Annotated in this window: 20 protein-coding genes; 9 read left to right on the top strand and 11 right to left on the bottom strand. The window is 71.5% G+C overall.

Features of this window, described 5'->3' with window-relative positions; all coding sequences use genetic code 11:
• The first annotated feature begins 182 nt into the window (after positions 1-182).
• Complete coding sequence (locus tag ABTZ59_RS33150; RefSeq protein WP_351422670.1) at positions 183-434, top strand: hypothetical protein; 252 nt, start codon at positions 183-185, stop codon at positions 432-434.
• Positions 435-493: 59 nt separating this feature from the next.
• Here the strand turns inward: ABTZ59_RS33150 and ABTZ59_RS33145 are convergent, their stop codons facing one another.
• From ABTZ59_RS33145 to ABTZ59_RS33125, 5 genes are all read right to left on the bottom strand, one after another.
• Positions 494-3,550 (bottom strand): alpha-mannosidase, encoded by a 3,057-nt coding sequence (locus tag ABTZ59_RS33145; protein WP_351422667.1) that lies wholly within the window; start codon positions 3,548-3,550, stop codon positions 494-496.
• 141 nt (positions 3,551-3,691) lie between these two features.
• Positions 3,692-4,975 (bottom strand): glycoside hydrolase 5 family protein, encoded by a 1,284-nt coding sequence (locus tag ABTZ59_RS33140; protein ID WP_351422662.1) that lies wholly within the window; start codon positions 4,973-4,975, stop codon positions 3,692-3,694.
• 109 nt (positions 4,976-5,084) lie between these two features.
• Positions 5,085-5,945, bottom strand: a complete 861-nt coding sequence (locus ABTZ59_RS33135; protein ID WP_351422659.1) for a carbohydrate ABC transporter permease — start codon at positions 5,943-5,945, stop codon at positions 5,085-5,087.
• The gene (locus ABTZ59_RS33130; RefSeq protein ID WP_351422655.1) at positions 5,942-6,922 is read right to left on the bottom strand and encodes a carbohydrate ABC transporter permease; all 981 of its coding nucleotides are present in this window, start codon (positions 6,920-6,922) and stop codon (positions 5,942-5,944) included. The genes ABTZ59_RS33135 and ABTZ59_RS33130 overlap by 4 nt, the downstream gene beginning before the upstream one ends.
• Before the next feature lie 17 nt (positions 6,923-6,939).
• The gene (locus ABTZ59_RS33125) at positions 6,940-8,232 is read right to left on the bottom strand and encodes an ABC transporter substrate-binding protein (protein ID WP_351422650.1); all 1,293 of its coding nucleotides are present in this window, start codon (positions 8,230-8,232) and stop codon (positions 6,940-6,942) included.
• A 429-nt stretch (positions 8,233-8,661) separates the two neighbouring features.
• Between ABTZ59_RS33125 and ABTZ59_RS33120 the strand changes: the two genes are divergently transcribed.
• From ABTZ59_RS33120 to ABTZ59_RS33100, 5 genes are all read left to right on the top strand, one after another.
• Complete coding sequence (locus ABTZ59_RS33120) at positions 8,662-9,678, top strand: LacI family DNA-binding transcriptional regulator (protein ID WP_351422644.1); 1,017 nt, start codon at positions 8,662-8,664, stop codon at positions 9,676-9,678.
• Between the two features lie 65 nt (positions 9,679-9,743).
• Complete coding sequence (locus ABTZ59_RS33115; protein ID WP_351422640.1) at positions 9,744-10,496, top strand: FadR/GntR family transcriptional regulator; 753 nt, start codon at positions 9,744-9,746, stop codon at positions 10,494-10,496.
• Positions 10,493-11,266 (top strand): creatininase family protein, encoded by a 774-nt coding sequence (locus ABTZ59_RS33110; protein ID WP_351422635.1) that lies wholly within the window; start codon positions 10,493-10,495, stop codon positions 11,264-11,266. Before ABTZ59_RS33115 ends, ABTZ59_RS33110 begins: the two co-directional genes overlap by 4 nt.
• Before the next feature lie 326 nt (positions 11,267-11,592).
• On the top strand, positions 11,593-12,570 hold the full coding sequence (locus ABTZ59_RS33105; protein WP_351422632.1) for a CE1 family esterase: 978 nt from the start codon (positions 11,593-11,595) through the stop codon (positions 12,568-12,570).
• Positions 12,571-12,627: 57 nt separating this feature from the next.
• Positions 12,628-14,220 carry an AbgT family transporter gene (locus ABTZ59_RS33100; protein WP_351422628.1) on the top strand — a complete coding sequence of 531 codons (1,593 nt, stop codon included), beginning with the start codon at positions 12,628-12,630 and terminating at the stop codon, positions 14,218-14,220.
• A gap of 90 nt (positions 14,221-14,310) precedes the next feature.
• Here ABTZ59_RS33100 and ABTZ59_RS33095 read toward each other — a convergent pair whose 3' ends face one another.
• Entirely contained in the window at positions 14,311-14,532 is a 222-nt protein-coding gene (locus tag ABTZ59_RS33095) for a hypothetical protein (protein ID WP_249947624.1), read from the bottom strand.
• A gap of 195 nt (positions 14,533-14,727) precedes the next feature.
• On the opposite strand from ABTZ59_RS33095, the gene ABTZ59_RS33090 reads away from it, so the two are divergent.
• A complete protein-coding gene (locus ABTZ59_RS33090) occupies positions 14,728-16,041 on the top strand; it encodes a sulfite oxidase (protein WP_503003801.1) in 1,314 nt (437 codons plus the stop codon).
• Between the two features lie 84 nt (positions 16,042-16,125).
• Here the strand turns inward: ABTZ59_RS33090 and ABTZ59_RS33085 are convergent, their stop codons facing one another.
• The 4 genes from ABTZ59_RS33085 to ABTZ59_RS33070 form a co-directional block, all read right to left on the bottom strand.
• Positions 16,126-16,368 (bottom strand): hypothetical protein, encoded by a 243-nt coding sequence (locus ABTZ59_RS33085; protein ID WP_351422617.1) that lies wholly within the window; start codon positions 16,366-16,368, stop codon positions 16,126-16,128.
• A 96-nt stretch (positions 16,369-16,464) separates the two neighbouring features.
• Positions 16,465-16,848, bottom strand: a complete 384-nt coding sequence (locus ABTZ59_RS33080; RefSeq protein WP_351422614.1) for a hypothetical protein — start codon at positions 16,846-16,848, stop codon at positions 16,465-16,467.
• A gap of 91 nt (positions 16,849-16,939) precedes the next feature.
• Complete coding sequence (locus ABTZ59_RS33075; RefSeq protein WP_351422611.1) at positions 16,940-19,165, bottom strand: phage holin family protein; 2,226 nt, start codon at positions 19,163-19,165, stop codon at positions 16,940-16,942.
• Positions 19,166-19,297: 132 nt separating this feature from the next.
• Positions 19,298-19,702 carry a hypothetical protein gene (locus ABTZ59_RS33070; protein ID WP_351422608.1) on the bottom strand — a complete coding sequence of 135 codons (405 nt, stop codon included), beginning with the start codon at positions 19,700-19,702 and terminating at the stop codon, positions 19,298-19,300.
• A 198-nt stretch (positions 19,703-19,900) separates the two neighbouring features.
• Here ABTZ59_RS33070 and ABTZ59_RS33065 point away from each other — a divergent pair, with 198 nt between their 5' ends.
• Positions 19,901-20,692 carry an MBL fold metallo-hydrolase gene (locus tag ABTZ59_RS33065; protein WP_351422605.1) on the top strand — a complete coding sequence of 264 codons (792 nt, stop codon included), beginning with the start codon at positions 19,901-19,903 and terminating at the stop codon, positions 20,690-20,692.
• The gene (locus ABTZ59_RS33060; protein WP_351422678.1) at positions 20,692-21,357 is read left to right on the top strand and encodes a DedA family protein; all 666 of its coding nucleotides are present in this window, start codon (positions 20,692-20,694) and stop codon (positions 21,355-21,357) included. Before ABTZ59_RS33065 ends, ABTZ59_RS33060 begins: the two co-directional genes overlap by 1 nt.
• A gap of 35 nt (positions 21,358-21,392) precedes the next feature.
• On the opposite strand, the gene ABTZ59_RS33055 is transcribed toward ABTZ59_RS33060, so the two are convergent.
• Complete coding sequence (locus ABTZ59_RS33055; RefSeq protein WP_351422602.1) at positions 21,393-22,610, bottom strand: aminotransferase class I/II-fold pyridoxal phosphate-dependent enzyme; 1,218 nt, start codon at positions 22,608-22,610, stop codon at positions 21,393-21,395.
• Positions 22,611-22,623: the final 13 nt, after the last annotated feature.

Raw genomic sequence — 22,623 nt, 5'->3', positions numbered from 1 at the left:
AACATGCCCTGGGCCCGCTTCACGCCCTTCGGGCACCCGAGATCGTTGTGATAGCAAATCTGATCTTGTATGGACACGCGCTGTGGCGTCAGTGCGCCCTCGGCCCGGCCGCTCCTCGGGCCGGTTGTCAGACCCATGACCCAGACTTGAGGGTCCGACAGATCCATCGAGAGGAAGCCGGGATGACCACCACCACGTCCCTCACGTCGAGCACATCGGGTGAGTGCACCGCTGCGCGGGCCTATCTGCGCCTTCTGGCCACCGTACGCGCCGTGCTGGACGACCCGTCGCAGGCGTCCCTGGCGGCGCCGCTGCTCGCCGCCCCGATCGCCGAGGCGGACGAGGCGCTCGACGCGGCGGGCCTGGCGGGCAATGAGCGGGAGTTCCTCCATCTGGTGGCCGCGCAGGCGCTGGATCACCGGCCCCCCACATGACGACACGGCGGCGGACGCCCCCTACCTCCCGGGCGCCCGCCGTGTGTGCCGGCCCGCGGTCAGCCGCGCGTCAGCCGCAGTGTGACCAGTTCGAACGGACGCAGCGCCAGCTGGACCGATCCGTCGGCCACCACCGGTGGCTCGACCTCCGCCAGCGGACGCTCCAGCAGATCGGTCACGGCCGACCCCGTGACCCCGAACCCGAGGTCGACCCGTACCTTGGCCCGTGCGCCGGTCGACTCGTAGAGCCGTACGACCAGATCGCCGCTCTCGTCGTCGGCCAGCTTCACGGCACTGATGACGACGGCGTCGTTGTCGACGCTCACCAGCGGGGCCACCTCGGCGTCGCCGGGGATCCGGCGCTCCGGCAGGTTCACGCGGTAGCCCTCGCGGACCGCGTCACCGATCGACGCGCCGGGCGCCAGGGCGTGCCGGAAGCGGTGGACGCCCTGATCGGTCTCGGGGTCGGGGAAGCGCGGGGCGCGCAGCAGCGAGACCCGGACCGTCGTGGTCGTACCGTTGTCCGAGGAGCGGACCGTACGGGTCACGTCATGTCCGTACGTCGAGTCGTTGACCAGTGCGATGCCCCAGCCCGGCTCCTCCAGATGGACGAAGCGGTGGTTGCACGCCTCGAACTTGGCCGCTTCCCAGCTGGTGTTGGTGTGCGTGGCCCGGTACACATGGCCGAACTGCGTCTCCGAGGCGTACCGCTCGGCGTGGACATCCAGCGGGAAGGCCGCCTTGAGGAACTTCTCGGTCTCGTGCCAGTCGACCTCGGTGTCGATGTCGAGCCGCTTGACCCCGGGCGCGAGCGTGAGCAGCTGGGTGACCTTCGAGGAGCCGAAGCCGCGCACGACGCGGACACCGACCGCGCCGGCCGGCAGCGCGTCGGCCGGGGCGTCGCCCTCCTCGACCGGGGTGAGCGTGTCGAGGTCCGTCAGATCGGTGACGGTGTTCCGGTAGAACTCGTCCACGTCCCACGCGTCCCACTGGTTCGGGAAGTCGGGGTGGATCTGGAGGAGGTTGGCCGCCTCCCCGGGGGCGACGGTCTCGCGCTCCGCGCTGATGTCGTAGACCGACACCACCAGGCCCCGCTCGTCGATCTCCACCTCCAGCAGCCCGTTGCTCAGGACATACCCGCCGCCCTCGCGGGGCGACAGCTGCGCGCTGCCGCTGCCGCCGACCGGTCCCGCCGCGCCCGCCGGGACGCCGCCGCGCGCGTGCGGCGCGGAGTTGAACAGCAGGGTCGTCCCGCCCGACGGATCCCCCGCCAGGGCGCGCTGCGCGGTGTCCACAATCCCGTTCAGCTCGGCCGCGAGGGCCGCGTATGTCTTCTCCGCCTCGCGGTGCACCCAGGCGATGGAGGAGCCGGGCAGGATGTCATGGAACTGGTGGAGCAGTACGGTCTTCCAGATCCGGTCCAGCCGCTCGTACGGGTAGGGCGCGCCGGTGCGTACGGCGGCGGTCGCGGCCCACAGCTCCGCCTCGCGCAGCAGATGCTCGCTGCGCCGGTTGCCCTGCTTGGTCTTCGCCTGGCTGGTGAGGGTGGCGCGGTGCAGCTCCAGATACAGCTCGCCCACCCAGACCGGCGGGTTCGGGTACTCCGCCTCGGCCTTGGCGAAGAACTCCCCGGGTGTCTCCCACTCGACCGTCGCGGAGCCTTCGAGACTGCGCAGCCGGGCCGCCTTGGCGATCATCTCGCGGGTCGTGCCGCCGCCTCCGTCCCCCCAGCCGGTCGGCGCGAGGGAGTGCCTGGCGACGCCCTTCTCCTTGAAGTTCTTCGCGGCGTGCGCGATCTGCTCGCCCGTCATGGAGCAGTTGTAGGTGTCGACAGGCGGGAAGTGGGTGAAGATTCGGGTGCCGTCGATGCCCTCCCAGCGGAAGGTGTGGTGCGGGAATTTATTGATCGTGGACCAGCTGATCTTCTGGGTGAGCAGCCACTTGGACCCGGCGGCCTTGATGATCTGCGGCAGTCCCGCCGCGAAGCCGAAGGTGTCGGGCAGCCACGCCTCGTCGTTCTCGATGCCGAACTCGTCGAGGAAGAAGCGCTTGCCGTGCACGAACTGCCGGGCCATCGCCTCGGAGCCGGGCATATTGGTGTCGGACTCCACCCACATACCGCCGGCCGGTACGAACCTGCCGTCGGCCACCGCCCGCTTGACCTTGGCGTAGACCTCGGGCCGGTGCTCCTTGATCCAGGCGAACTGCTGCGCCTGCGACATCGCGAAGACGAACTCCGGCTCGTCCTCCAGGAGCGCGGTCATATTGGCGGTCGTACGGGCGACCTTGCGTACCGTCTCGCGCAGCGGCCACAGCCAGGCGGAGTCGATATGGGCGTGGCCGACCGCGCTGAGGCGGTGGGCGGTCGGCGGCGCGGGGGTCGCCAGCACCTCGGCGAGCCGTTCCCTGGCGGTCGCCGCGGTGCCGTTCACGTCCTGGAGGTCGACCGCGTCGAGCGCGCGGCTGATCGCGCGCAGGATCTCCCAGCGGCGGGCGCCGTCGACAGGAAGCTCGGCCATCAGCTCGCCCAGTACCTCCAGGTCCTGGATCAGCTGCCAGACGGTCTCGTCGAAGACCGCGAGATCCATCCGGGCCAGGGTGTACTGCGGCTCGCTGCCCGCGGTCTCCTTGTCACCGAGCCGGGTCGGCAGGAAGGGGTGGTAGTCGAGGATGACCGGGTTGGAAGCGGCCTCGACATGGAGCAGGACCTCTTCGCCGCCCGAGACGGGCGCTCCGATCCGCACCCACTGGTTGCGCGGGTTGAGGCCCTTCACCGGGGTGCCGTCGGGCCGGTAGACCAGGCCCTCGCACTGGAAGCCGGGCATGTTCTCGTCGAAGCCGAGGTCGAGGATCGCCTCGACCGTACGGCCCGCCCAGCTCTCGGGGACGGTCCCGGAGACCCGGAACCAACTGGTGCCCCAGGGCGCGCCCCACCGGTCGCCGGTCCTGACCGGCTCGGCCGGGCCCGCCAGGCCCTCCGCGACGGGTACGGGCTCGCCCGGCGCGTTCCAGACAGCGACGTCCAACGGTATCGATTCGGGGTATACGGCGGGCCGGATGCGCTCGTCGAGGACGCGCTTGAGACGGGCCTCCACCAGGCTGCGGTCGTCGTGCATGAAGGGGTGCTCCTGAGATGCGTGTGAGTGCGGGTTACCGGTCAGGTGTCAGGACTACTCGTACACGGGTCGGGGGAATCGGGCCATGGGGTGAGCGGCTGCCCGTTTCCCCCGGCACCGGACTCACCCGACTCGGCCGGCTCACCGGACCTGGTCCGGGTGAACGACCTCGGTGATGCCGCGGGCGGCCAGATGCTCCCTGTCCTCGGCGCGGCTCGCGAGGACGGCGGTGGGGCGGGCGCCGGCCTCGGTGAGCCGGGCGAAGGCCTCGAAGAACGCCCCGCCGGGACGGCAGGTGCTCCGCGCGGGCGCCCGCTCGCCGTGCCCGGTCGGGTGGTCCGCCGTCTCGTCGTCACCGATGTCGACCACCAGCGCGGTGGTGCGGGGCGCCGGGCGATACGCTCTGCCGCGCCGCTCCTCGACGATCCGGGCGATGGACCGCCCGGCGGGCTTGATCCGCCGGTCGTTCGTCAGCAGACCGAGGCCGTATTCCAGTTCGGGGAAGTCGGCGAGCGAACGCGACACATCGTGCGAGCACCACCAGGTGACGCCCCAGACATCGGTGCAGTCCAGCGCGTTGGCCACGGTCGCCTCGGTGAAGGCGGCGGCGTGTTCGGCCGGGATCAGCGGCGCCGGGGCGCCGACCTCCTGGAGCCAGACGGGCCGGTGTGGTTCCAGCGCCCATGCCTTGGACAGCTCGATCAGATAGGCGGCGTGATGCTCGGTGGCGGTGCCCGTCCTGCCGTGCCGCTGCGCGGTGCCGTTGAAGACCCAGGAGTGTACGGCGGTGACGGCGCCGATCCTGGCCGCGTGCGCGGGGGTGAAGGCGTGCTCGTCCTGGTACCAGGCGGCGTCGTACTCGGCGTGCAGATGGAGCTTGCCGGGCGCCCCCTCCTCGCAGGCGTCCAGCAGCCGCCGGAGCCAGTCGGCGGCCTGCCCCGGGGTGATGGGGTCGGGATCGGGGTGCGGCGGCCCGGAGAACTGGTTGATCTCGTTGCCGATGGTCATACCGAGGAAGTTCGGCCGGTCGGCGAGGGCGGCGGCGAGGGTACGGAGATACTCCGCCTGCCCGGCGACGACATCGTTGTCGGTGAAGATGTTCCGCCGGTGCCAGGTCTGGGTCCAGGCGGGCAGGAAGTCGAAGCTCGACAAGTGCCCCTGGAGCCCGTCGACATTGACGTCCAGACCGCGTTCGGCGGCGGCGTCGGCGAGCTGGACGAGCTGTTCGACGGCGCGGGGCCTGATCAGTGTCCGGTTGGGCTGGAAGAGCGGCCAGAGCGGGAAGACCCGGATGTGGTCCAGGCCGAGTTCCGCGATGGAGTCCAGGTCGGCGCGTACCTCGTCGAGATCGAAGTCCAGCCAGTGGTGGAACCAGCCCTGGCTGGGCGTGTAGTTGGCGCCGAAGCGGGGCGCGGGAGTGCTCATACGGGCAACGTTGTCCTGGTTCTGTGGCGCGTTGGTGCGTGGGACAGGGCAAAGACACGAGAGGTGCGAGGAGCGCGGGCGGGGGTACGGGATCCGCGGGCCGGGGCGGTCAGCCCTTCACCGCGCCTTCGCCGACGCCTCGGAAGAAGTAACGCTGGAGACAGGCGAAGAGCACGATGAGCGGTACGACTGCGATGACCGTACCCGCCGCGACCAGCCGTGGATCCTGGGCGAACGTGCCGTGCAGATAGTTCAGTCCGATGGTCAGGGTGAAGTTCTCCGGGTCGCTGAGGACGATCAGCGGCCAGAGGAAGTCGTCCCAGGCGCCCATGAAGGCGAAGATCGCCACCACCGCGAGGGTGCCCTTGACCGACGGCAGCGCGATCCGCAGGAACCGCTGCCAGGTGTTGGCCCCATCGACGAACGCCGCCTCCTCCACCTCTTGCGGGAGGTTGAGAAAGGCGTTGCGCATCAGCAGAACGTTCATCGCGCCGATCGATCCGGGCAGCAGTACCCCGAGCAGGGTGTTGTTCAGACCGAGATCACGCATGGTGGTGAACTGGGCGATGATGATGCCCTCGACGGGCACGAGCATGGCGAGGATGAACGCCAGGGTCGCGGCGCGGCGGCCCCGATAGCGCATCCGGGCCAGCGCGTAGCCGGCCAGCGCGGCGCCGACGCAGTTGGTGACCACATTGGCGGAGGCGACCTTGAGGGAGTTGAACGCGTAGTCCCAGACCGGGATGGTCCTGGCGACCCGGCCGAAGTTGTCCAGAGTGGGTTCGCTCGGGAGGAACTTCGGCGGGGAGCTGTAGATGTCCTCGTGCATGCCCTTGAGCGCGGTGGACAACTGCCATACGAACGGCCCGATCAGCACGGCCAGCATCATGAGCAGCAGGGCGTACCGCAGGGCGAGCTGCCAGGGCGCGATGCGCCGGCCGTCGGCGTGGACGGTCTTCGGGAAGCTCACGCGTCCTCCTTGCGGTCGGCGCGGAGCACCAGCAGCATCAGGGCGACGGTGACGACGAAGACCACCACGGAGATGGCGGAGGCGTAGCCGACCCGGCCGCTCAGTCCGGTCCCGACGCGCTGGACGAGCATCACCAGCGTGGTGTCCTCGCCTGCGGGACCACCGCTGGGCCCGGCCATCAGATAGACCTCGGAGAACACCTTGAAGGCGGCGACCGAGGACAGCGCCCCGACGAGGACCATGGTGGAGCGGACCGCCGGTACGGTGACGGTGAGGAAACGGCGGATGGCGCCCGCGCCGTCCACGGCCGCGGCCTCGTGCAGCTCGCGCGGTACGTTGGCGAGCGCGGCCAGATAAATGATCATGTAGTAGCCGAGGCCCTTCCAGACCGTGACGGCCATCGCGCTGAACAGCAGCAGCCACTGGTCGCTGAGGAAGCCGATCCTGCCGACCCCCACCGCTTCCAGCACCGCGTTGATCAGCCCCCGGTCGTCCAGCATCCACACCCAGATCAGCCCGACCACCACGATCGAGGCGACCACGGGGGTGTAGAAGGCGGAGCGGAAGAAGGCGATGCCGGGGATGTCGCGCTGGACGAGCATGGCGAGCAGCAGCGGCAGGATGATCAGCGCCGGGACGACCCCGACGACATACAGCGTGCTGTTGCGCAGGCCGATCCAGAACATCTCGTCCTGGATCAGTTCCCGGAAGTTGGCCAGCCCCACGAACTCGCCGGGGACCAGGGTCCGCCGGTCGGTGAAGGAGTTCACCAGCGTGCTGAGGAACGGGTAGAGGCTGAAGGCGCCGACGATCAGCAGCCCCGGCGCGGCGAACAGCCAGGGACTGGTGGGCAGTTGGCGTCTGATGGCGGTCGCGGGGCCGCGGCGGGGCCCACGGCCGGAGCCGGAGCCCCGGTGCGTGGTCCCCGCCGCGGCGGCGTCCGGCGGGAGCGCCCTGGGGGCGGTGGTGCTCTTCATGGTGCGGGGCTCGGCTCTCAGCTCTGCTTGAGCAGGGTGTCGCAGGCCTCGACCGCGCGGTCGAGCGCCTCCTGGGGGCTCTGCTTGCCCTGGAGCGCCTTGGCGACCTGGTTGCGCAGCTCGGTCTTCATCTGCTCGCTGAACAGGACAGGCGTGTAATTGACGGCCGTCTTCAGGGACTTGGCGGCCGCGACGCGTACGCGCGTCTCGTCGGTGCCGTCCTCCTTGGTGAAGTACGGGTCGTCCAGGGAGCCCTTGGTGCTCGGGAAGATGGCGACCTGCTTGGCGAACGACATCTGGCGGGTCGCGTCGGTCACGAAGTGGGCGAACGCCACGGCCGCGGGCTTCTGCTGGGTCTTCGCGTTCACCATGACGCCCATGACGTACATGTTGACCTTGCCGGTGCTGGTGACCTGGTCGGTGATCCCGATGTTCTTGTAGAGCGTCGGGGCCTTGGTCTTGAAGTTCGCCAGGTCCAGCGCGCTGCCCGGGTTCATGGCCACGGACTCGGTGAGGAACTTGGTCCCGGAGGACTCGGGCGTGGCGGTCAGCGCCTGCGGGTCGAGCGCCTTCTTGTCGAACAACTCCTTGTAGCGGGTGAGCAGTTCCACCCCCTTGGCGTCGTTGAAGGCGAAGCCGGTGCCTTCCGTGTTCATCAGCTGGACGCCGTAGCGGCCGAAGTCCTCGATGGTGGGCACCTGCGCGAGCGTGGCTATCTCGCCGTCGCTCTGCTCGGCCAGCTTGATCCCCTGGTCGAAGACCTCGTCATAGGTCGTCGGCGGCTTCTCGGGGTCGAGTCCGGCCTCCTCGAAGAGCCGCTTGTTGTAGAACATCGGGCCGGTGTTGAGATACCAGGGGAAGCCGAACGTACCGTCCATGCCCGGGAGTTGGTGGCTCTGCCACGCGCCCGGCAGATACTCGTCGCGGAACGAGGCCGCCGTCTCGTCCTTGTCGAGGTCGAGCGCGAGCCCGGCCTTCGCCAGCGGGGCCACCAGGTCCGGCGAGACATTGACGACATCCGGCAGTGTGCCGCCGGCGGCGTCGGCGCTCAGCTTGTCGGCGTAGCCCTCGGCCGGCCGGTCGACCCACTTCACCTCGGTGTCGGGGTACTTCTTCTCGAAGTCCTTGATGACTCCGTTGAAGTAGTCCTTGAAGTTGGCCTGGAGGTTCCAGGTCTGGAAGGTGATCTTGCCCTTGACGGGGCCCGAGGCGTCGGAGGAATCGTCACCCGAACCGCCGCTACAGGCGCTGAGGGGCAGAACGGAAGCGAGAACAGCGGCGACAGCGACTGCTCTTCGGGAGATGCGCACGGAGAACGGCTCCTTTGCTCGGACCAGGCGTGCGTACGGCCGGCCGGAGCTCCGGGCCACGGCCGTCGAATTTCAACAGACCCTGCAATGCGTTGGCGTGAAAGTCAACACATTCGTGCGACAAAGACCCATCCCCCTGGCATTACAGCAGGTCAGAATGATCCTTCGGCTTCCTTGCGGTATGCCACTAATGCGCTTTAGGATGCGAGGACTCAAGCGCATTAGTACGGGGTCCACATGGCTCGTCCGGTACGGCCGGAAGGCCTGCGATGCCCCCGTTGCGCACTCGGGAGCGGGCGCGCGGAACGCGACCGGGAACGCCGGGGGCGTGACCGGGAAGGCGAGAAGAGAGGCACACGGGTGGCAGCGAACCCGCCGTCGGACAGGGACACGCCCACGGCCAGACGTACTCCCCCGCGCCGTCCGACCATGAAGGACATCGCCCAGCGCGCCGGGGTCTCGGAGAGCGCGGTCTCCTTCGCGCTCAATGACCGCCCAGGAGTCTCCGAGGTGACCCGCGACCGGGTACGGCGCGTCGCCGAACAGCTGGGCTGGCGGCCCCGTACCGCGGCCCGCGCACTGTCGGGCGAGGGCTCGGCGACGGTCGGTCTGGTGCTGGCCCGTCCGGCGGCGACCCTCGGCGTCGACTCGTTCTTCCTCCAGCTGATCTCCGGTATCCAGGAGATCCTGTCGGAACGTCAACTCGGCCTGCTTTTCCAGGTGGTGGAGGATGTGCACGCCGAGTGCGCGGTCTACCGGCGGTGGTGGGCCGAGCACCGCGTGGACGGCGTACTGGTCGTGGACCCCAGGACCGACGACCCCCGCCCCGATCTCCTGGACGAGCTGGGACTCCCCGGTGTCGTCATCGGCGCGCTGCCCGCCGGCGACACGGGCCGCCATCCCGGTCTGTCGCAGGTACGTGCCGACGACGCGGGCGCGATGGCCGCCATCGTGGGCCGTCTTTACGCGTTGGGGCATCGCCGCATCGTCCATATCGCGGGGCTGCCCTCGCTCGCCCACACGGAGCGCCGTATCCGCTCGCTGCGGATCGAGGCCGACCGGCGCGGGCTGCCCGAGGCGCGCTCGCTGACCACGGACTACTCCGACACCCAGGGCGCGGCGGTGACCCGCCGGGTGCTGGAGGAGGACCGCCCGCCGACCGCCCTGATCTACGACAACGATGTGATGGCCGCCGCGGGGGCGGCGGTGACGACCGGGCTCGGCCTGCGCGTACCGGGCGATGTCTCGGTCATCTCCTGGGAGGACTCGGCCCTGTGCCGGCTGGTGCGCCCATGGCTCACCGCCCTCTCCCGTGACTCGGTGGCCTTCGGCCGGATCGCCGCGACGGAGTTGGCCGCGCTGCTCGACGGCGGCGGGGCCCGCACCGTACAAGTGCCGCTTCCCCGGCTGATCGAGCGGGAGAGCCTGGACCGGGCGCGGCCGTAACGCGACGGAAATACATCGGCGCACGACCATTGACACCCGAAGAGATCAAGTGATCTATTCACTTTATGAGTCGCAGTGAACTGTCACTGTCCGAGCATCTGGCGGACAGCATCGTCGAGATCATCCGTACCGAACGGCTGGTCCCCGGGGACGCCCTGGCGTCCTCGCGTGACCTCGCCCGCCGGTTCGACGTCACCACGCCCACGGTCCGCGAGGCCCTGCGCAGACTTGAGGCCACCGGCGTGGTGGAGTTCCGGCACGGCTCGGGGACCTATGTGGGGCCGGGCAGCGAGCGACGGCTGCTCGCCAACCCGCATCTGCCGCGCGGCAGTCGCGCGTCGGTGCTCGAACTCGTCGAGGCCCGACTGGTCCTGGAACCCGCCATCGCGGCCGCGGCGGCACGTACCCGAGTGCCGGAAGCGGTGGAGCGGTTGCGGACCGCGGCGGCCAACGCGCTGCATCCGCCGCGCGAGTCGCCGGGGGCCTGGGTGCACTTCCATGTCGCCCTGGCCGCGGCGAGCGGCAACGCGCTGCTGCGCGAGGCCGTCGAGGCGCTGCTCCAGGTCAGGGCGCGGGAGCAGGTCGAGATCCGGCATCGCTACAACGACCGGGCCCGGGACCACGCGGAGCATGTGGAGATCTTCGAGGCGGTACGGGACGGGGACGCGGACACGGCCGAGCGGCTGACCCGGGAACATCTGGGCTTCATCCGCGAGGCGGTCCTCGCCGCCGACTTCCCGGACGGCGGGACGGCTCACACCGACCCGGCGGCGACGACGGCGGACGGCGCCGCGACAGATCCGGAGATCCACCGATGAGCGCCGCCCGGCCACCGCGACTGGCCGAGATGACCACCGAGGAGGCGGCCACCGCCGTCACGGCGAGTCCTGTGGTGATCATCCCGGCCGGCGCGCTCGAACAACACGGTCCGGCGATGCCGTTGGCCACGGACACGATCCGGGCCGAGGGCGTGGCCGAGCGCGTGGCCGCCGCACTGGCCGGCCGCGCGGTGATCGGCCCCGCGCTGCCGGTCGGTGTCTCGCCGCACCATCTCGCCTTCGCCGGTACGGTCACACTCACCACCACGACCCTGGCCGCCGTGGTGCGCGAGTACGTCGAGAGCCTGTACCGGCACGGCTGGCGGAAGGTGCTCGTCATCACCGGCCACGGCGGCAACAACGCCACCCTGTCCACGGTGGCACAGGATCTGCTCACCACCCACCCCGATCTCCAGTTCGCCTGGACCCCCGTCACCCCGCTCGCGGCCGATGTCGTGTCCGGGATGGGGGTCAGCGAGGTGCACGGTCACAGCGGCGAGGCCGAGACCGCGCAGATGCTCCATCTCGCCCCCGAACTGGTGCACACCGACCGGCTCACCGCCGGTACGACCTCCACCGCCCAACTCGACCCGCTCTCCCGGCTCTCGCGGCACGGCGCCCACCCCGCGCTCGTGGTGCGCTACGACCGGCTCAGTCCCAATGGCATCCTCGGTGACCCGCGCCGGGCGACCACCGAGGACGGACAGGCGGTCGTCGACGCCGTCGTGGTCCGTGTGGTCGCCTTCGTCAAGGAGTGGCTGGACGCCTGAACCGGGCGCCCACGCCCGCCACTTCCCCGCAGACGGCACCGCGCCGCCCGCGCCACCGCAACGGCGCGCGTGGTGCCGCAGGCAGCACCCGCCCGCACCGCCGGGTCCGTACGACACCCCTCGCGCACCGCCCCCGCGCGTGAGCGCTCCACGTCAGCCCGCACGCCGCACGCGGTACGCGTCCCACCGCGCACCCCGGGCGTCCCCACACCTCAGGTGTTCACGCGTCGCGCGTCCGAGCCGCGACCTCCGCCCCGCCGCACGGGGCACCCCTGCCGAAATCCAGTGAGCCGTCCGCCCCAGGCGTCCGGCAGAAGGAGCCTGTCATGAACTCCCTCCAGCGGATGGCGACCGCCGCCGTGGGCCTCGTCCTGTGCCTCACGGCGACCGGAGCGACGACCGGGACCGCGACCGCGGCCACCGCCCCCGATCCGCGCGGCACGTCCAAGGCCGCCTGCCGGCTGCCCGCCCCTCAGCCCTCCGGCACCAGCGCGGCGCACACGATCAGCAGCGACGGCCGGGAGCGGACGTATCAGCTCCATCTCCCGGACGGCTACGCGAAGAAGCGCGACTGGCCGGTCGTCCTCGCCTTCCACGGCCGGGGCAACACCGGTGCGGGGACCGAGGAGTTCTCCAAGCTCTCCACCCTGCCGGCCGTCGTGGTCTACCCCAACGGGGTCATCGGCACCGGTGACGGCGACCGCCAGGCGTGGCAGGGCGCGCCGTACGCGGCGGCGGGGGTGGATGACGTCCGGTTCACCGAAGACCTCCTCGACCGGCTGGAGTCCACCCTCTGCGTGGACGAGCGGCGGGTGTACGCCACCGGGAAGTCCAACGGGGCGGGGTTCGTCTCCACCCTGCTCGCCTGCCGCATGGCGGACCGGATCGCCGCCATCGCGCCCGTCGCCGCCGCCCTCTACCCCACCGGTGAACCGTGCGAGCCGTCCCGTCCGATGCCCGTCATCGATTTCCACGGCACGGGTGACGTCACCATCCCGTACGCCAGGGACGCCGACCGCGGACTCCCCGCCATCCAGGACTGGGTGGCCCAGTGGGCCGAGCGCAACGGCTGCGACGCGCGCGCCCATGACCGGGTGACCGAGCCCGACATCACCGTCTCCCGCCGGCACGGCTGCGATCGCGGGGCCGAGGTACGGCATGTCGCGGTCACCGACGGCGGACACACCTGGCCCGGCGCCGACAGCTACAGCGGCGGCGGCCACACCACCCAGACCATCGAGGCGCACGAGGTCATGTGGCGGTTCCTGCGCCCGTTCCGTACCCCCGCGTCCCCCCGTCACTGAGACCCGCCCCGCCCCCGTCCCCGCCGATCGCAGGAACCGAGCAAGGAGCCCGCTCCCATGACCACGCCGACACCCGCACCACCTGACAGACCGTCCCCACCACCCGACGCGCGCGGCGAAGGGTCCGACGAGGGGACCCGACTCCCGCGCATCGTCCGCGCGATGGCCGTCATCGAGCGGGCGGGCAACGCGCTGCCCCACCCGTTCTGGCTGTTCTGGATCCTCTCCGGCCTGCTCGCGGTCATCAGCGCGATACTGGCCGCCGCCGATGTCTCCGTCGTCTCCCCCAGCGACCACAAGACCGTCACCGTGCGGAATCTGCTCAGCGGTGACGGGCTCGCCATGGCCGTCTCGACGATGATCGAGAACTTCGCGACCTTCCCTCCGATGGCCACCATCGTCGTGGTGATCATGGGCGTCGCCGTGGCCGAGCGCACCGGCTTCCTCGCGGCGCTGATGCGAGTCGGCGTCTCGCGGGTACCCGCCTCCTGGGTGGTGTTCGCCGTCGCCTTCGCCGGCACCGTCTCCCATGTCGCCTCCGCCGCCGCGTACATCATCCTCGTACCGCTGGGCGGGCTGGCCTTCCGGGCCGTGGGGCGCTCCCCGATCCTCGGTGTCGTCGTCGCGTACACCTCCATCGCCTCGGGGTACGACGCGAGCCCCGTCCCCACGCCCAACGACGCCATCTTCGCCGGGATCACCACCGCCGCGGCGCGGATCGTGGGCGGTGCGGACGCGTATGTGTCGCCGCTGAGCAACTGGTTCTTCAATATCGCCTCGTCCTTGCTGCTGGCCCTCGTCATCACGCTGGTGACGAAGTTCGTCCTGAGCAAGCGGCCCGATCTCGACGCGGATCCGGACGCCGATCTGGAGGACCTGGGCGCGCTCACCCTCAGCGCGCGGGAACGCTCGGCGCTGCGCGCGGCCGTACTCGCCCTGCTGGCGGCGCTCGTGGTGCTCGTCGCCGCCATGGTGCCCCAGTCGTCACCGCTGCGCGGTGCGGGCGGCGGCATCGTGGAGTCGCCGTTCCTGGACGGCATCGCGGCGGTCGTCGCGCTGGTCTTCGGACTGGTGGGCATCGTGTACGGATACCGCTCGGGCTCGGTCACGTCGGCGGGTGACGTACCGAGGCTGATGGGCCAGGGCATCATGCAGATGGCGCCGGTGCTGGTGCTGTTCTTCGCGATCGCCCAGTTCCTGGCGTACTTCGACTGGACGCGTATCGGTGATGTCCTCGCGGTCAGTGCGGCGGAGGCGCTGGAGCGGAGCGGGATGCCGATCGTCCTGGTGTTCCTGCTGATCCTCGTGCTGCTGACGCTGGTCAATGTCATGGTCACCAGCGGGTCGGCGATGTGGGCGATGTGCGCGCCCGTTCTTGTGCCGATGCTGATGCTGGTGAGCGTGCCCGCCGAGACGACCCAGGCGCTGTTCCGGATCGCCGACTCGGGATCGACCGCCATCACCCCGATGAGCCCGTACTTCGTGATGGCGCTGGGCTTCCTCCAGCGCTACCGCAAGAGCGCGGGGATCGGCACGCTGGCCTCGTACACGCTGCCGCTGGCCCTGACCATGACGGTCGCGTGGACCCTGCTGTTCCTCGTCTGGTGGGCGGTGGGCATTCCGCTCGGCCCGGGGGCTCCGGTGCGCTGAGTCCGCGCCGCCGGGCGGGGAGGGTACCGGCGCCCCTCCTCGCCCGGCGCTCCTCCCCGCCCGGCCGCCGTGCCGGCCGGCCCCGGTGGGTCAGTCCCAGCGGTAGCCGTCGCCCAACAGGAGCGTGTGCTCCAGCACATCCTCCATCGGGTCGTCGATCTGGCCGGTGTTGATCAGTGTGAACCGCGACCCGTTGTGCGAGTTGTGATGTGTCTCGTCCGCGCTCGCCGCGCCCACGGGCACCCCCGTCACCACCGCCGTCGCCGCGATGCCGACCGCCCACCGGGAGATGGTCCTCGTCGTGCCGTTCATCGTTGGCTCCTCACCTCGTGTCCCTCGAACAGCGGTACTTTCCATCCCGTTCATCTGTTGAGCAGCTCAAAAGGTCACGCGGTTGACCGGAGAATCTTCCGGCCCCGTGGCGGGAGCGGTTGTTGCGACGGGATGAAATACCCCGCGCCGTGGTTGACGGGGCATTTGGGCCGCTGCGACTCTCCCGGCATGTCCGTGGCACCCGTTCCTCCGGCCGAATCCACCGAATCCGATGAATCCGCGTACGACCGAATGCGGCTGCGCCAGTGGCGGCACGGTCTCGCCCGCTCCGCCGGGGTCGAACGCAGAGATCTGTTACGGCTGTTCGCGGCGGCGGCCGCCGGACCGCTCGCCGCGGCGGCGTCGGGCACGGCGCGGGCCGCCTCACGGGCGCCCGCGAACCCCGCGGCGCCGCCGGCACCCGGCGCGGCCCCCGGCATCGTGAAGCCGCTGCCGTCCGAGGTGTTCACCATCCGGGGCACCAACGCCGAGACCAACTTCGCGGCGCTGCGCACCACCGGGCCGTACACGCCCGCGAGCCACTTCTTCGTCCGTAACCACACCGTCACACCCCGGATCGACGCCGCCGACTGGACATTGCGGATCTGGGGGAGCGGACTGCGCGGCGGCGCGGTGGACTTCGGCTACGACGCTCTGCGCGCGCTCCCGTCCGTGACCCGTACCGCGTTCATCGAGTGCGCGGGCAACGGTCGCAGTTACTACGCCACCCAGCAGAACCAGCAGGTGTCGGGTACGGCCTGGACGCTGGGCGCCATCGGGGTCGGCCGGTGGCGCGGGGTGCGGCTCGCCGAGGTGCTGCGCCGCGCGGACCTGAGCCCCGACGCCGTCGACATCCTGCCGCGCGGGCTGGACGACGAGGTCATCAGCGAGGGAACGAATCTGGGGCGGGTACGTCGGCCGCTGCCGGTGGCGAAGGCGCTGGACGACGTACTGCTCGCGTACGAGCTGAACGGCGAGCCGCTGCCGCCCGACCACGGGTATCCGGTCCGGCTGATCGTTCCGTCCTGGGTGGGCATCGCGAACATCAAGTGGCTCGGTGACATCGAGGTGAGCGCCGAGCCGTTGTACAGCCCCTGGAACACCACGCTCTACCGGTTGTTCGGCGCGGGCTATCCGCCCGAGGGCAGTGCGCCGCTGACCCGGCAGACCCTCAAGAGCGCCTTCGAACTCGCGGACGGCGCCACTGTCGCCGCCCATCGGCCGCGCCTGCTGACCGGGCGGTCCTGGTCGGGCGGCGCGCCGGTACGGTCGGTGGAGATCAGCACCGACGGCGGGACCCGGTGGAGGCGCGCGCGTCTGCACGACACGCCCCGGCGTGGCAGTTGGGTCCGCTGGTCCGCCGAGTGGACACCTGGCGGTCCTGGCCCCGCCCTGCTGCTGGCGCGCGCGACGGACAGTTCGGGTCACGTCCAGCCCGAGGTGGCTGTCCACAACACACAGGGGTATCTGTTCAACGCCGTGGTACGCCACCGCGTGACCGTCGTCTGACTCAGAGCGTGACCCGAGCGCCGGACGGCCGGCCGCGCGGAGGCGGCCGGCCGTCGTCAACAGCGCGCGAGGGCGCGGGAGATGTTACTGAACGGTATCGCGCTCACCTCGTTCCTCGTCCTTGGCACCTCGGCCGACCGGACGCCGGTCGAGGGAACGCCGCTCGGCGAGGCGCCGGTCGGCGGTGGCGATGGGTTCGGAGTCCCACCCGGAGTCGTCCGAGCCACCGCCCGGACTCGGGGCCCGTCGACGGAGGTTCGACGCGTCGGAGCGCGCGGCCTCGGCACGGATCATGGCGTTGAGCGCGGCGAAGGGGTCAAGCGGCATGGCTGTGTCCTCACGGTGAGAAGGTGCTGATGAAGGCGACTGCTCTGGTCCGAAAGGCACTTCAGGGCGCCGCGAGGCGCTGAAGGGCCGGACCTGTCAGCAGCGCAGCACCACACAGCGCGTGATGACCGGCGTGCGCGGCGGCCAGACCGGGGCGCACCGTCCGACGTACGGAACCGGCACCCGCTCACCGAACAGTCCGCTCTGGGTCAGGGGCTGTTGGGGCTCCCTGCCCGTACGCTCGTTCCTGGCCGGAGCGGACTGCTCGGACTCGGCGGTGTCCTGGTGTCCCTCGCCCGCCGGGTCCCGGGAACCGGACGCGGGCGGCAGGGACTCGGCGTCCCGCATCGCCGCCGAGGACGGCGCGATCGACATGCCCAGGAAGGCGATCAGCACCAGCACCGCCACCAGGGCGGCCCGGCGCGCGGCGGCGGCTCGGGCGACCGCGGCGCGGGGGGGAACGGACGTGGCACGCTTCATGGGCACGACCTCCTGGACAACGCACCTCTGCCCAGAAACACACGCGCGCCGTCCTGCTACCGGCGGAAACCGCTCACACGGGGGACGCGACCTACGCCGAGTCCCGCTCCTCGTCGGCGGTTCGTGCCTCGTCGGAGCGCGCTTTCGCCACGGAGAGGGACACCGTTCCCACCGGTACCTGCGGTCCGCTGCCCTCCCTCAGCCACCGTCTGAGCACCCGGTGCACCCGCTCGGCGCCCACGAGTTCACCGTTGTCGGGGACCGGCGCGGAGAGCACCAGCGGTGACAGCAGGAAGGGCCGCGACTGCTCGCCGCCGAGCCCGCCGTGCGAGCCGATCTGTTCCTCGAAGGCGTGCACGCGGCCCGTCGCCGGGTCGTACATCGAGTTGACCATGATGTCCGCGACATGGGGGAAGGAGTCGGTGCGCCGTACGGCGTCGGCCGCGCCGGGACCCATACCGGCGAGCGGACCGCTGTCGGTGAGCGCGTCGAGGGGCACCTCCGCCCCGCCGGGGCCGAGCACCACCGATCCGTGTTCCTCGCTCCGTACCAGCAGGAAGCCGATCCCCGGATGGCTGGCGAGGGTGCGCAGCAGCGCGGGATGGCGCCGGTCGATCTGCTCGCGGCTCATCCGCTCCGGCACATCGGGGAACGAGATCAGACCGAGGTTCCCGGACGCGAGCACGACCGGGTCCGAGCCGTGCGCGGGTTCCTCGCCCGCGCCCTCGGGATCCGGCCGGTGCAGAGCGCCGCGAACGGCGTGCCTGGCCGCCTCACGCGCCTCCGCGCCGCTCTTCGTACGCTCGGCCCGGCGCGACACGGGCAACCCGCAGCCGGCCCTGACCAAGTCCTTGAGGGTGAGTCCGTACGCGCCCTCGAAGGTCTCGCCGGGGCTCTGCCCATGGTCGGAGAGCAGCACGATCCGGTACGTACGGGGTGCGTGCTCGGCGGCCCTGGCGATCAGCCCCACCGAGCGGTCGAGCCGGGCGAGGACCCGCTCGGCGTCCCGGCTGTGCGGTCCCGAGTGGTGGGCCACCTCGTCGTACGCGACGAGGTCGGCGTAGACGGCGGTGCGTCCGGCCAGCATGTCGCCGATCACGGCCGCGACCACCACATCGCGCTCGACGACGGTCGCGAAGGCCCGGATGAACGGATAGAGCCCGCCCCTGCCGACCCGCGGCCGGTCGCCGCGCAGCCGCGCCCGGGTCGATTCACCGATCTCGCGGCCGACGTCGGCGACGAACGAGACCGCCGTACGAACCGCGTTGGCGGGGTCGGAGAAGTAGGCGAAGTAGCCGGCGCGGGAGCGGTTGGCCCTGCCGCGCCGCGCGGCCATCGACAGCACCAGCGCGAGCTGGTCGGCGCCGCCGCTGAAGAGATTGCCGCGGCTGGCGCCGTCGAGGGTGAGCAGGCCCCCGTCGTTGGTGCGGCCGATGGCACGGCGCTGGAGTTCGGCGGCGCTGGCGGGACGGTTGCTGACCATGATCCGGCCGGTGTCCTTCTCGTACCAGCGGAAGGCGGGGACATCGTGGTTGGAGCCGTGCAGGATGCCGAGCTGACTGGCACCGGTCTGGCTGGACCAGTCGGTGTGCCAGGGCGTGAGCCGGTGGGTCGGCCGGGGGCTGTCGGGCCGGTCGGCCGCCAGGCCGTCCGGAGACATGGCCAGGGCACCTGCCGGGTCGTCCGGCGCACCGCGCGCGGCGTCCGGGTCCGGTGGCGGCACGCCCAGCCAGTCGGCGACACGCGGCATCACCCCGGCGGCGACAGCGTCCAGCAGCACCTGGTGCCCGACCCCGTCGAGTTGCAGGAACACCGTCCCGGGCGGTCCGCCGCGCCCGCCGTCCTCGCCGCTCCTGCGCCGGCGCCGGTCCGCGAGACGGGAGAGCCGGCGCCGGTAGGCGTCGTCGTCGCCGACCGCGAGCGCCGTCGAGGTCGCGGAGGCCACGGCGGACATCACGGCCGCGACCACCACGGCCGTCTCCGGATTGACCGCTCCGCGCCCGTCGGGGATGAGCCGCAGCGCGATCAACAGCAGCGAGCCGTTCAGGAAGAACACCAGCAGACCGAGGACCAGCGCGGGGACGAGCAGCAGGGCGCGTACGAGCAGGGGCCAGACCAACGCGCTGAGCAGCCCGAACGCGCCCGCGCCCCAGGCCGCGGTGAGCGCGATCCTGGTGATGCTGTCCTGATTGTCCGACTGAAGCTGGAAGTCCGGCAGGATCCCGGCCAGCGCCAGCATCGTGAGCGTGGAAACCGCCCATACGATGATCACCCGCAGCAGGGCTCCGCCTGTCGTACGCCACCGCCCCTTGAACACGTCGCTCCGTCACCTCACGTCCAGGCCCGTACGCGCTCACGGGCTCGGGCCCGTCCGTCGGATCGGGCCGTCGGCCCAGCGTCGCACAGAGAGCCCCGGATTCACGCGGGGTGTCGGAGGTCTCACGGCGGGTCAGCAGCCGTCGTACCCCGCCGTCGGCATCGACAGCCTGCGGTGGACGTCGGCCTTCATGGCGGCGTCGTACAGCGGTTCGTCGAGTCCGACGGTCTCCAGCGGTACGCCTCTGCGCGCGCACTCCGCGGCGAAGTCGGGGACCGACCTGAACGCCCGTTCGAGAACGCGCTCGTTCGCCGCGACGAACAGATCCACCAGCCCCGCCTCGACATCCGCCCACAGTCCGCAGTGGTCGGGGCGCAGCCCGTACAGGAGCAGCAGCCGGCTGACGAGGTACCCCTTGTCCTCGGCCCAGCGCGCGCACATCGTGTGCTGGCCACGGGTGTCCACGAGAAAGGGGGCGCTGTCCAGCTCCTCCAGCGGCGTCAGGCTGGCGATCACGGCCACTCGTACCTCACGCATGCCTGCCCCCGCTCCCCGGCACTCGTCTCCGTCCGCAGACCCTACTGGGCGCACGCCCCCGCGAGGCAGGCGCGTGCCCGGCGGTCAACGGCGCGCGACCAGCGCATCCGGCTCCGCCCGCGCGGGCATCCGCCGTACGCTGAGTACCAGGGCCCGGGGCGGGAGCGCGGTCCATGGGCGGACGGAGCTGAGGTCGGGTTGGGAACTGTCATCACCTGGTGGGGCCATGCCACCTGCACGGTCGAGGACTCCGGGGTACGGGTGCTGACCGATCCGGTCTTCGTCCGCCGGCTTGCCCATCTGCGCCGCCGACGCGGCCAGGTGCCGCCGCCCGAGGCGTCCGTCGCCGATGCCGTGCTCGTCTCGCATCTGCACTCCGACCATCTCCATCTGCGCTCGCTGACCAGGCTCGCGCCCGGCACCCGGCTGATCGTGCCGCGCGGTGCCGAGCGCTCGGTGCCGGGGCTGCGCAGGCTGGACGCCCGCAGAAACCCCTCAGGGCTGCGGATCACCGAGGTCGCGCCGGGCGACGAGGTGGAGATCGGGGCGCTGCGGGTACGGGCCGTCCCCGCGCGCCACGACGGACGGCGGCTGCCGGTCGGACCGCACCGCTCCCCCGCTCTGGGCTTTGTGATCAGCGGCGCCTCACGGACGTACTTCGCCGGGGACACCGGGCTCTTCGACGACATGGCCGACGCCGTGGGCCCGGTGGATGTGGCGCTGCTGCCGGTGGGCGGCTGGGGGCCGCATCTGGGGCCCGAGCATCTGGACGCCGGGCGGGCGGCGCGGGCGCTGGCCGATCTGGCGCCGAGCGCGGCGGTACCGGTGCATTACGGTACGTACTGGCCGATCGGTCTGGACGGGGTCCGCCCACACGAGTTCTACGCGCCGGGCGACGAGTTCGTACGGCACGCGGCTCGGCTCGCGCCGAAGGTCACCGTCCATCTGCTGCGGCACGGCGAGAGCGCCCGGCCGGAGGTCGGCCTGTGATCGACCGGCTCATCACACAGCTCTCGGAGCTGCCACCCGAGTCGACACAGCAGGCCGTCGGCTATCCGTCCGTCTTTCTGCTGGTGGCGCTTGGCGCGCTGGTGCCGGTCGTGCCGACGGGGGCGGTGGTGAGCTCGGCGGCGGTGGTGGCTTTCCACCAGAGCGCGCCGCTCGCCATGCTCTATGTCTTCCTGGTGGCGTCGTGCGCGGCCTTCCTCGGTGACATATCCCTCTACTGGCTGGGGCGGCGCGGTGTCGGCTCCAGGAACGGATCGCGCTGGCTGGCGGCGATACGCAGGCACGCCCCGCCCGACCGGCTCGATCAGGCGCAGACGAAGCTGCGCGAGCACGGCGTGACGGTGCTGGTGCTCTCCCGGCTGGTGCCCGCCGGTCGGATTCCGGTGATGCTGGCCTGTCTGCTCGCCCAGTGGCCGCTGCGCCGGTTCGCGCGGGGCGATGTGCCGGCCTGTCTGGCCTGGGCGGCGACGTACCAACTGATCGGGGTGCTCGGCGGCTCGCTCTTCGACGAGGCCTGGGAGGGGGTGCTCGCCGCGGTGGTACTGACGCTGCTGCTCAGCGGCGCCCCGGCGCTCTGGCGCAGACTGCGCGGGCCGGGCCGCCCGGAGGGCCCCGAGAGCCCGGACGCGGAGGGCAGGCCGACGTAGGTCCGAACCGGCCCGAATCGCTCGTCCTGGTCCGCTCAGCGCAGTTCGTCGAAGACCGCCCCGAAATGGTCCAGCGCCCTGACGACATGCGGCAGTTCCAGCGGCGCCGCCGCGGTGAGGGACTTCAGCCGCTGTTCCGGGGTCGCCCCCAGCAGCGGTCCCGTCGACAGACGTACGCGCAGCGCCCCCAGTTCGTCCCCGAACCGGTGGCCGCCCGGTACCGGGACCTCCAGGCGACGACTCAGATGGTTCTCCAGCTCCATGGAGTCGGTGACGCCCAGCCCGGCCAACTGTCCGCGCAGCGGTCCGAGATCGGCGTAGAGATGCCGGCCCGCCCGTGGCACCACGGCGAGGGCCCCGGCGGCGAGGACCACCCGGTGGGCGGCGGCGGCCAGTTGCCCGTGCAGCGCGGCGGTGGCCCGCGTCCTGGCCGTGACGGCGTCCGGCTCGTCGAGCGCGTGGGCGGCGGCAGCGGCGACGGGCCCCGCGACCAGGGCCCCGAGCGCGGTGAGGATGTCGAGGGTCCTGGCGCGCAGCGCGCTGCCGGCGTCCGTGGCCGGGTAGCGTGCGACGGCCATCGGCCAGGCGGCCGGGAGCAGCGCGCCCGCCAGGTCGGAGAGGACGACGACCTCGTCAGGCCACATCTCGGCCGGACTGAGCAGCACCGTCTCGTGCGGCCGGTGCAGGGTGTCGCGCCAGGTCTCGTCGCTGACGATGTGCAGCCCCTCGCCGACCGCTGCCTCACAGGCCTCACGGACCAGTTCCGGCGGGGCGACCGCGGCGGTCGGGTCGTCGGCGACGGAGAGCAGCAGCACCCGTGGCCTGCCGCCCTCGGCCCGTACCCGCCGTACCGTCTCCAGCAGGGCGAACGGATCCGGTACGCCGCCCGCGTCCGCCGCGGCCGGCACATGGTAGGCGGGCCGGGCGAGCAGCCGGGTCTGCGGGGTCCAGGAGGCCGGGCACGGCCGGGGCATCAGGACGTCCCCGTCGTACGCGGCGAGCAGCGCGAACAGCAGGGGCTGCGCGGCGGGCGCGGCGACCACGTCGTGGGGAAGGGTGCGCAGACCGCGCCGCGACCAGTAGCCGGCCGCCGCCTCCCGCAGGACCGCGTCACCGCCGGGCGGCTGCGGCGCGGTGTGTCCGGCCGCCCCCGCGCACTCGACGACCAGTTCGGGCAGCGCGGGCAGCCCCGCGTCGGGGGCGGGCGGGCCGTACCGTACGGAGCCCCGGCCCTCGGGAGCCGTTCGCCGCATACCGTCACCTCCC

Source organism: Streptomyces sp. NPDC094034 (genome assembly GCF_040303865.1).
Classification (GTDB): Bacteria; Actinomycetota; Actinomycetes; order Streptomycetales; family Streptomycetaceae; genus Streptomyces.
Note: the sequence above shows the minus strand (reverse complement) of the source record. Positions and strands in the feature narration are given on the sequence as shown.

Bases quoted from the DNA above. Each gene is read 5' to 3' on its own strand.
- ABTZ59_RS33120 (WP_351422644.1), top strand. From the start codon at position 8,662: ATGAAGGACATCGCCCAGCGCGCCGGGGTCTCGGAGAGCGCGGTCTCC.
- ABTZ59_RS33115 (WP_351422640.1), top strand. From the start codon at position 9,744: ATGAGTCGCAGTGAACTGTCACTGTCCGAGCATCTGGCGGACAGCATC.
- ABTZ59_RS33070 (WP_351422608.1), bottom strand. From the start codon at position 19,702: ATGCGTGAGGTACGAGTGGCCGTGATCGCCAGCCTGACGCCGCTGGAG.
- ABTZ59_RS33080 (WP_351422614.1), bottom strand. From the start codon at position 16,848: ATGAAGCGTGCCACGTCCGTTCCCCCCCGCGCCGCGGTCGCCCGAGCC.
- ABTZ59_RS33140 (WP_351422662.1), bottom strand. From the start codon at position 4,975: ATGAGCACTCCCGCGCCCCGCTTCGGCGCCAACTACACGCCCAGCCAG.
- ABTZ59_RS33105 (WP_351422632.1), top strand. From the start codon at position 11,593: ATGAACTCCCTCCAGCGGATGGCGACCGCCGCCGTGGGCCTCGTCCTG.
- ABTZ59_RS33150 (WP_351422670.1), top strand. From the start codon at position 183: ATGACCACCACCACGTCCCTCACGTCGAGCACATCGGGTGAGTGCACC.
- ABTZ59_RS33085 (WP_351422617.1), bottom strand. From the start codon at position 16,368: ATGCCGCTTGACCCCTTCGCCGCGCTCAACGCCATGATCCGTGCCGAG.
- ABTZ59_RS33110 (WP_351422635.1), top strand. From the start codon at position 10,493: ATGAGCGCCGCCCGGCCACCGCGACTGGCCGAGATGACCACCGAGGAG.
- ABTZ59_RS33145 (WP_351422667.1), bottom strand. From the start codon at position 3,550: ATGCACGACGACCGCAGCCTGGTGGAGGCCCGTCTCAAGCGCGTCCTC.
- ABTZ59_RS33130 (WP_351422655.1), bottom strand. From the start codon at position 6,922: ATGAAGAGCACCACCGCCCCCAGGGCGCTCCCGCCGGACGCCGCCGCG.
- ABTZ59_RS33100 (WP_351422628.1), top strand. From the start codon at position 12,628: ATGACCACGCCGACACCCGCACCACCTGACAGACCGTCCCCACCACCC.
- ABTZ59_RS33095 (WP_249947624.1), bottom strand. From the start codon at position 14,532: ATGAACGGCACGACGAGGACCATCTCCCGGTGGGCGGTCGGCATCGCG.
- ABTZ59_RS33055 (WP_351422602.1), bottom strand. From the start codon at position 22,610: ATGCGGCGAACGGCTCCCGAGGGCCGGGGCTCCGTACGGTACGGCCCG.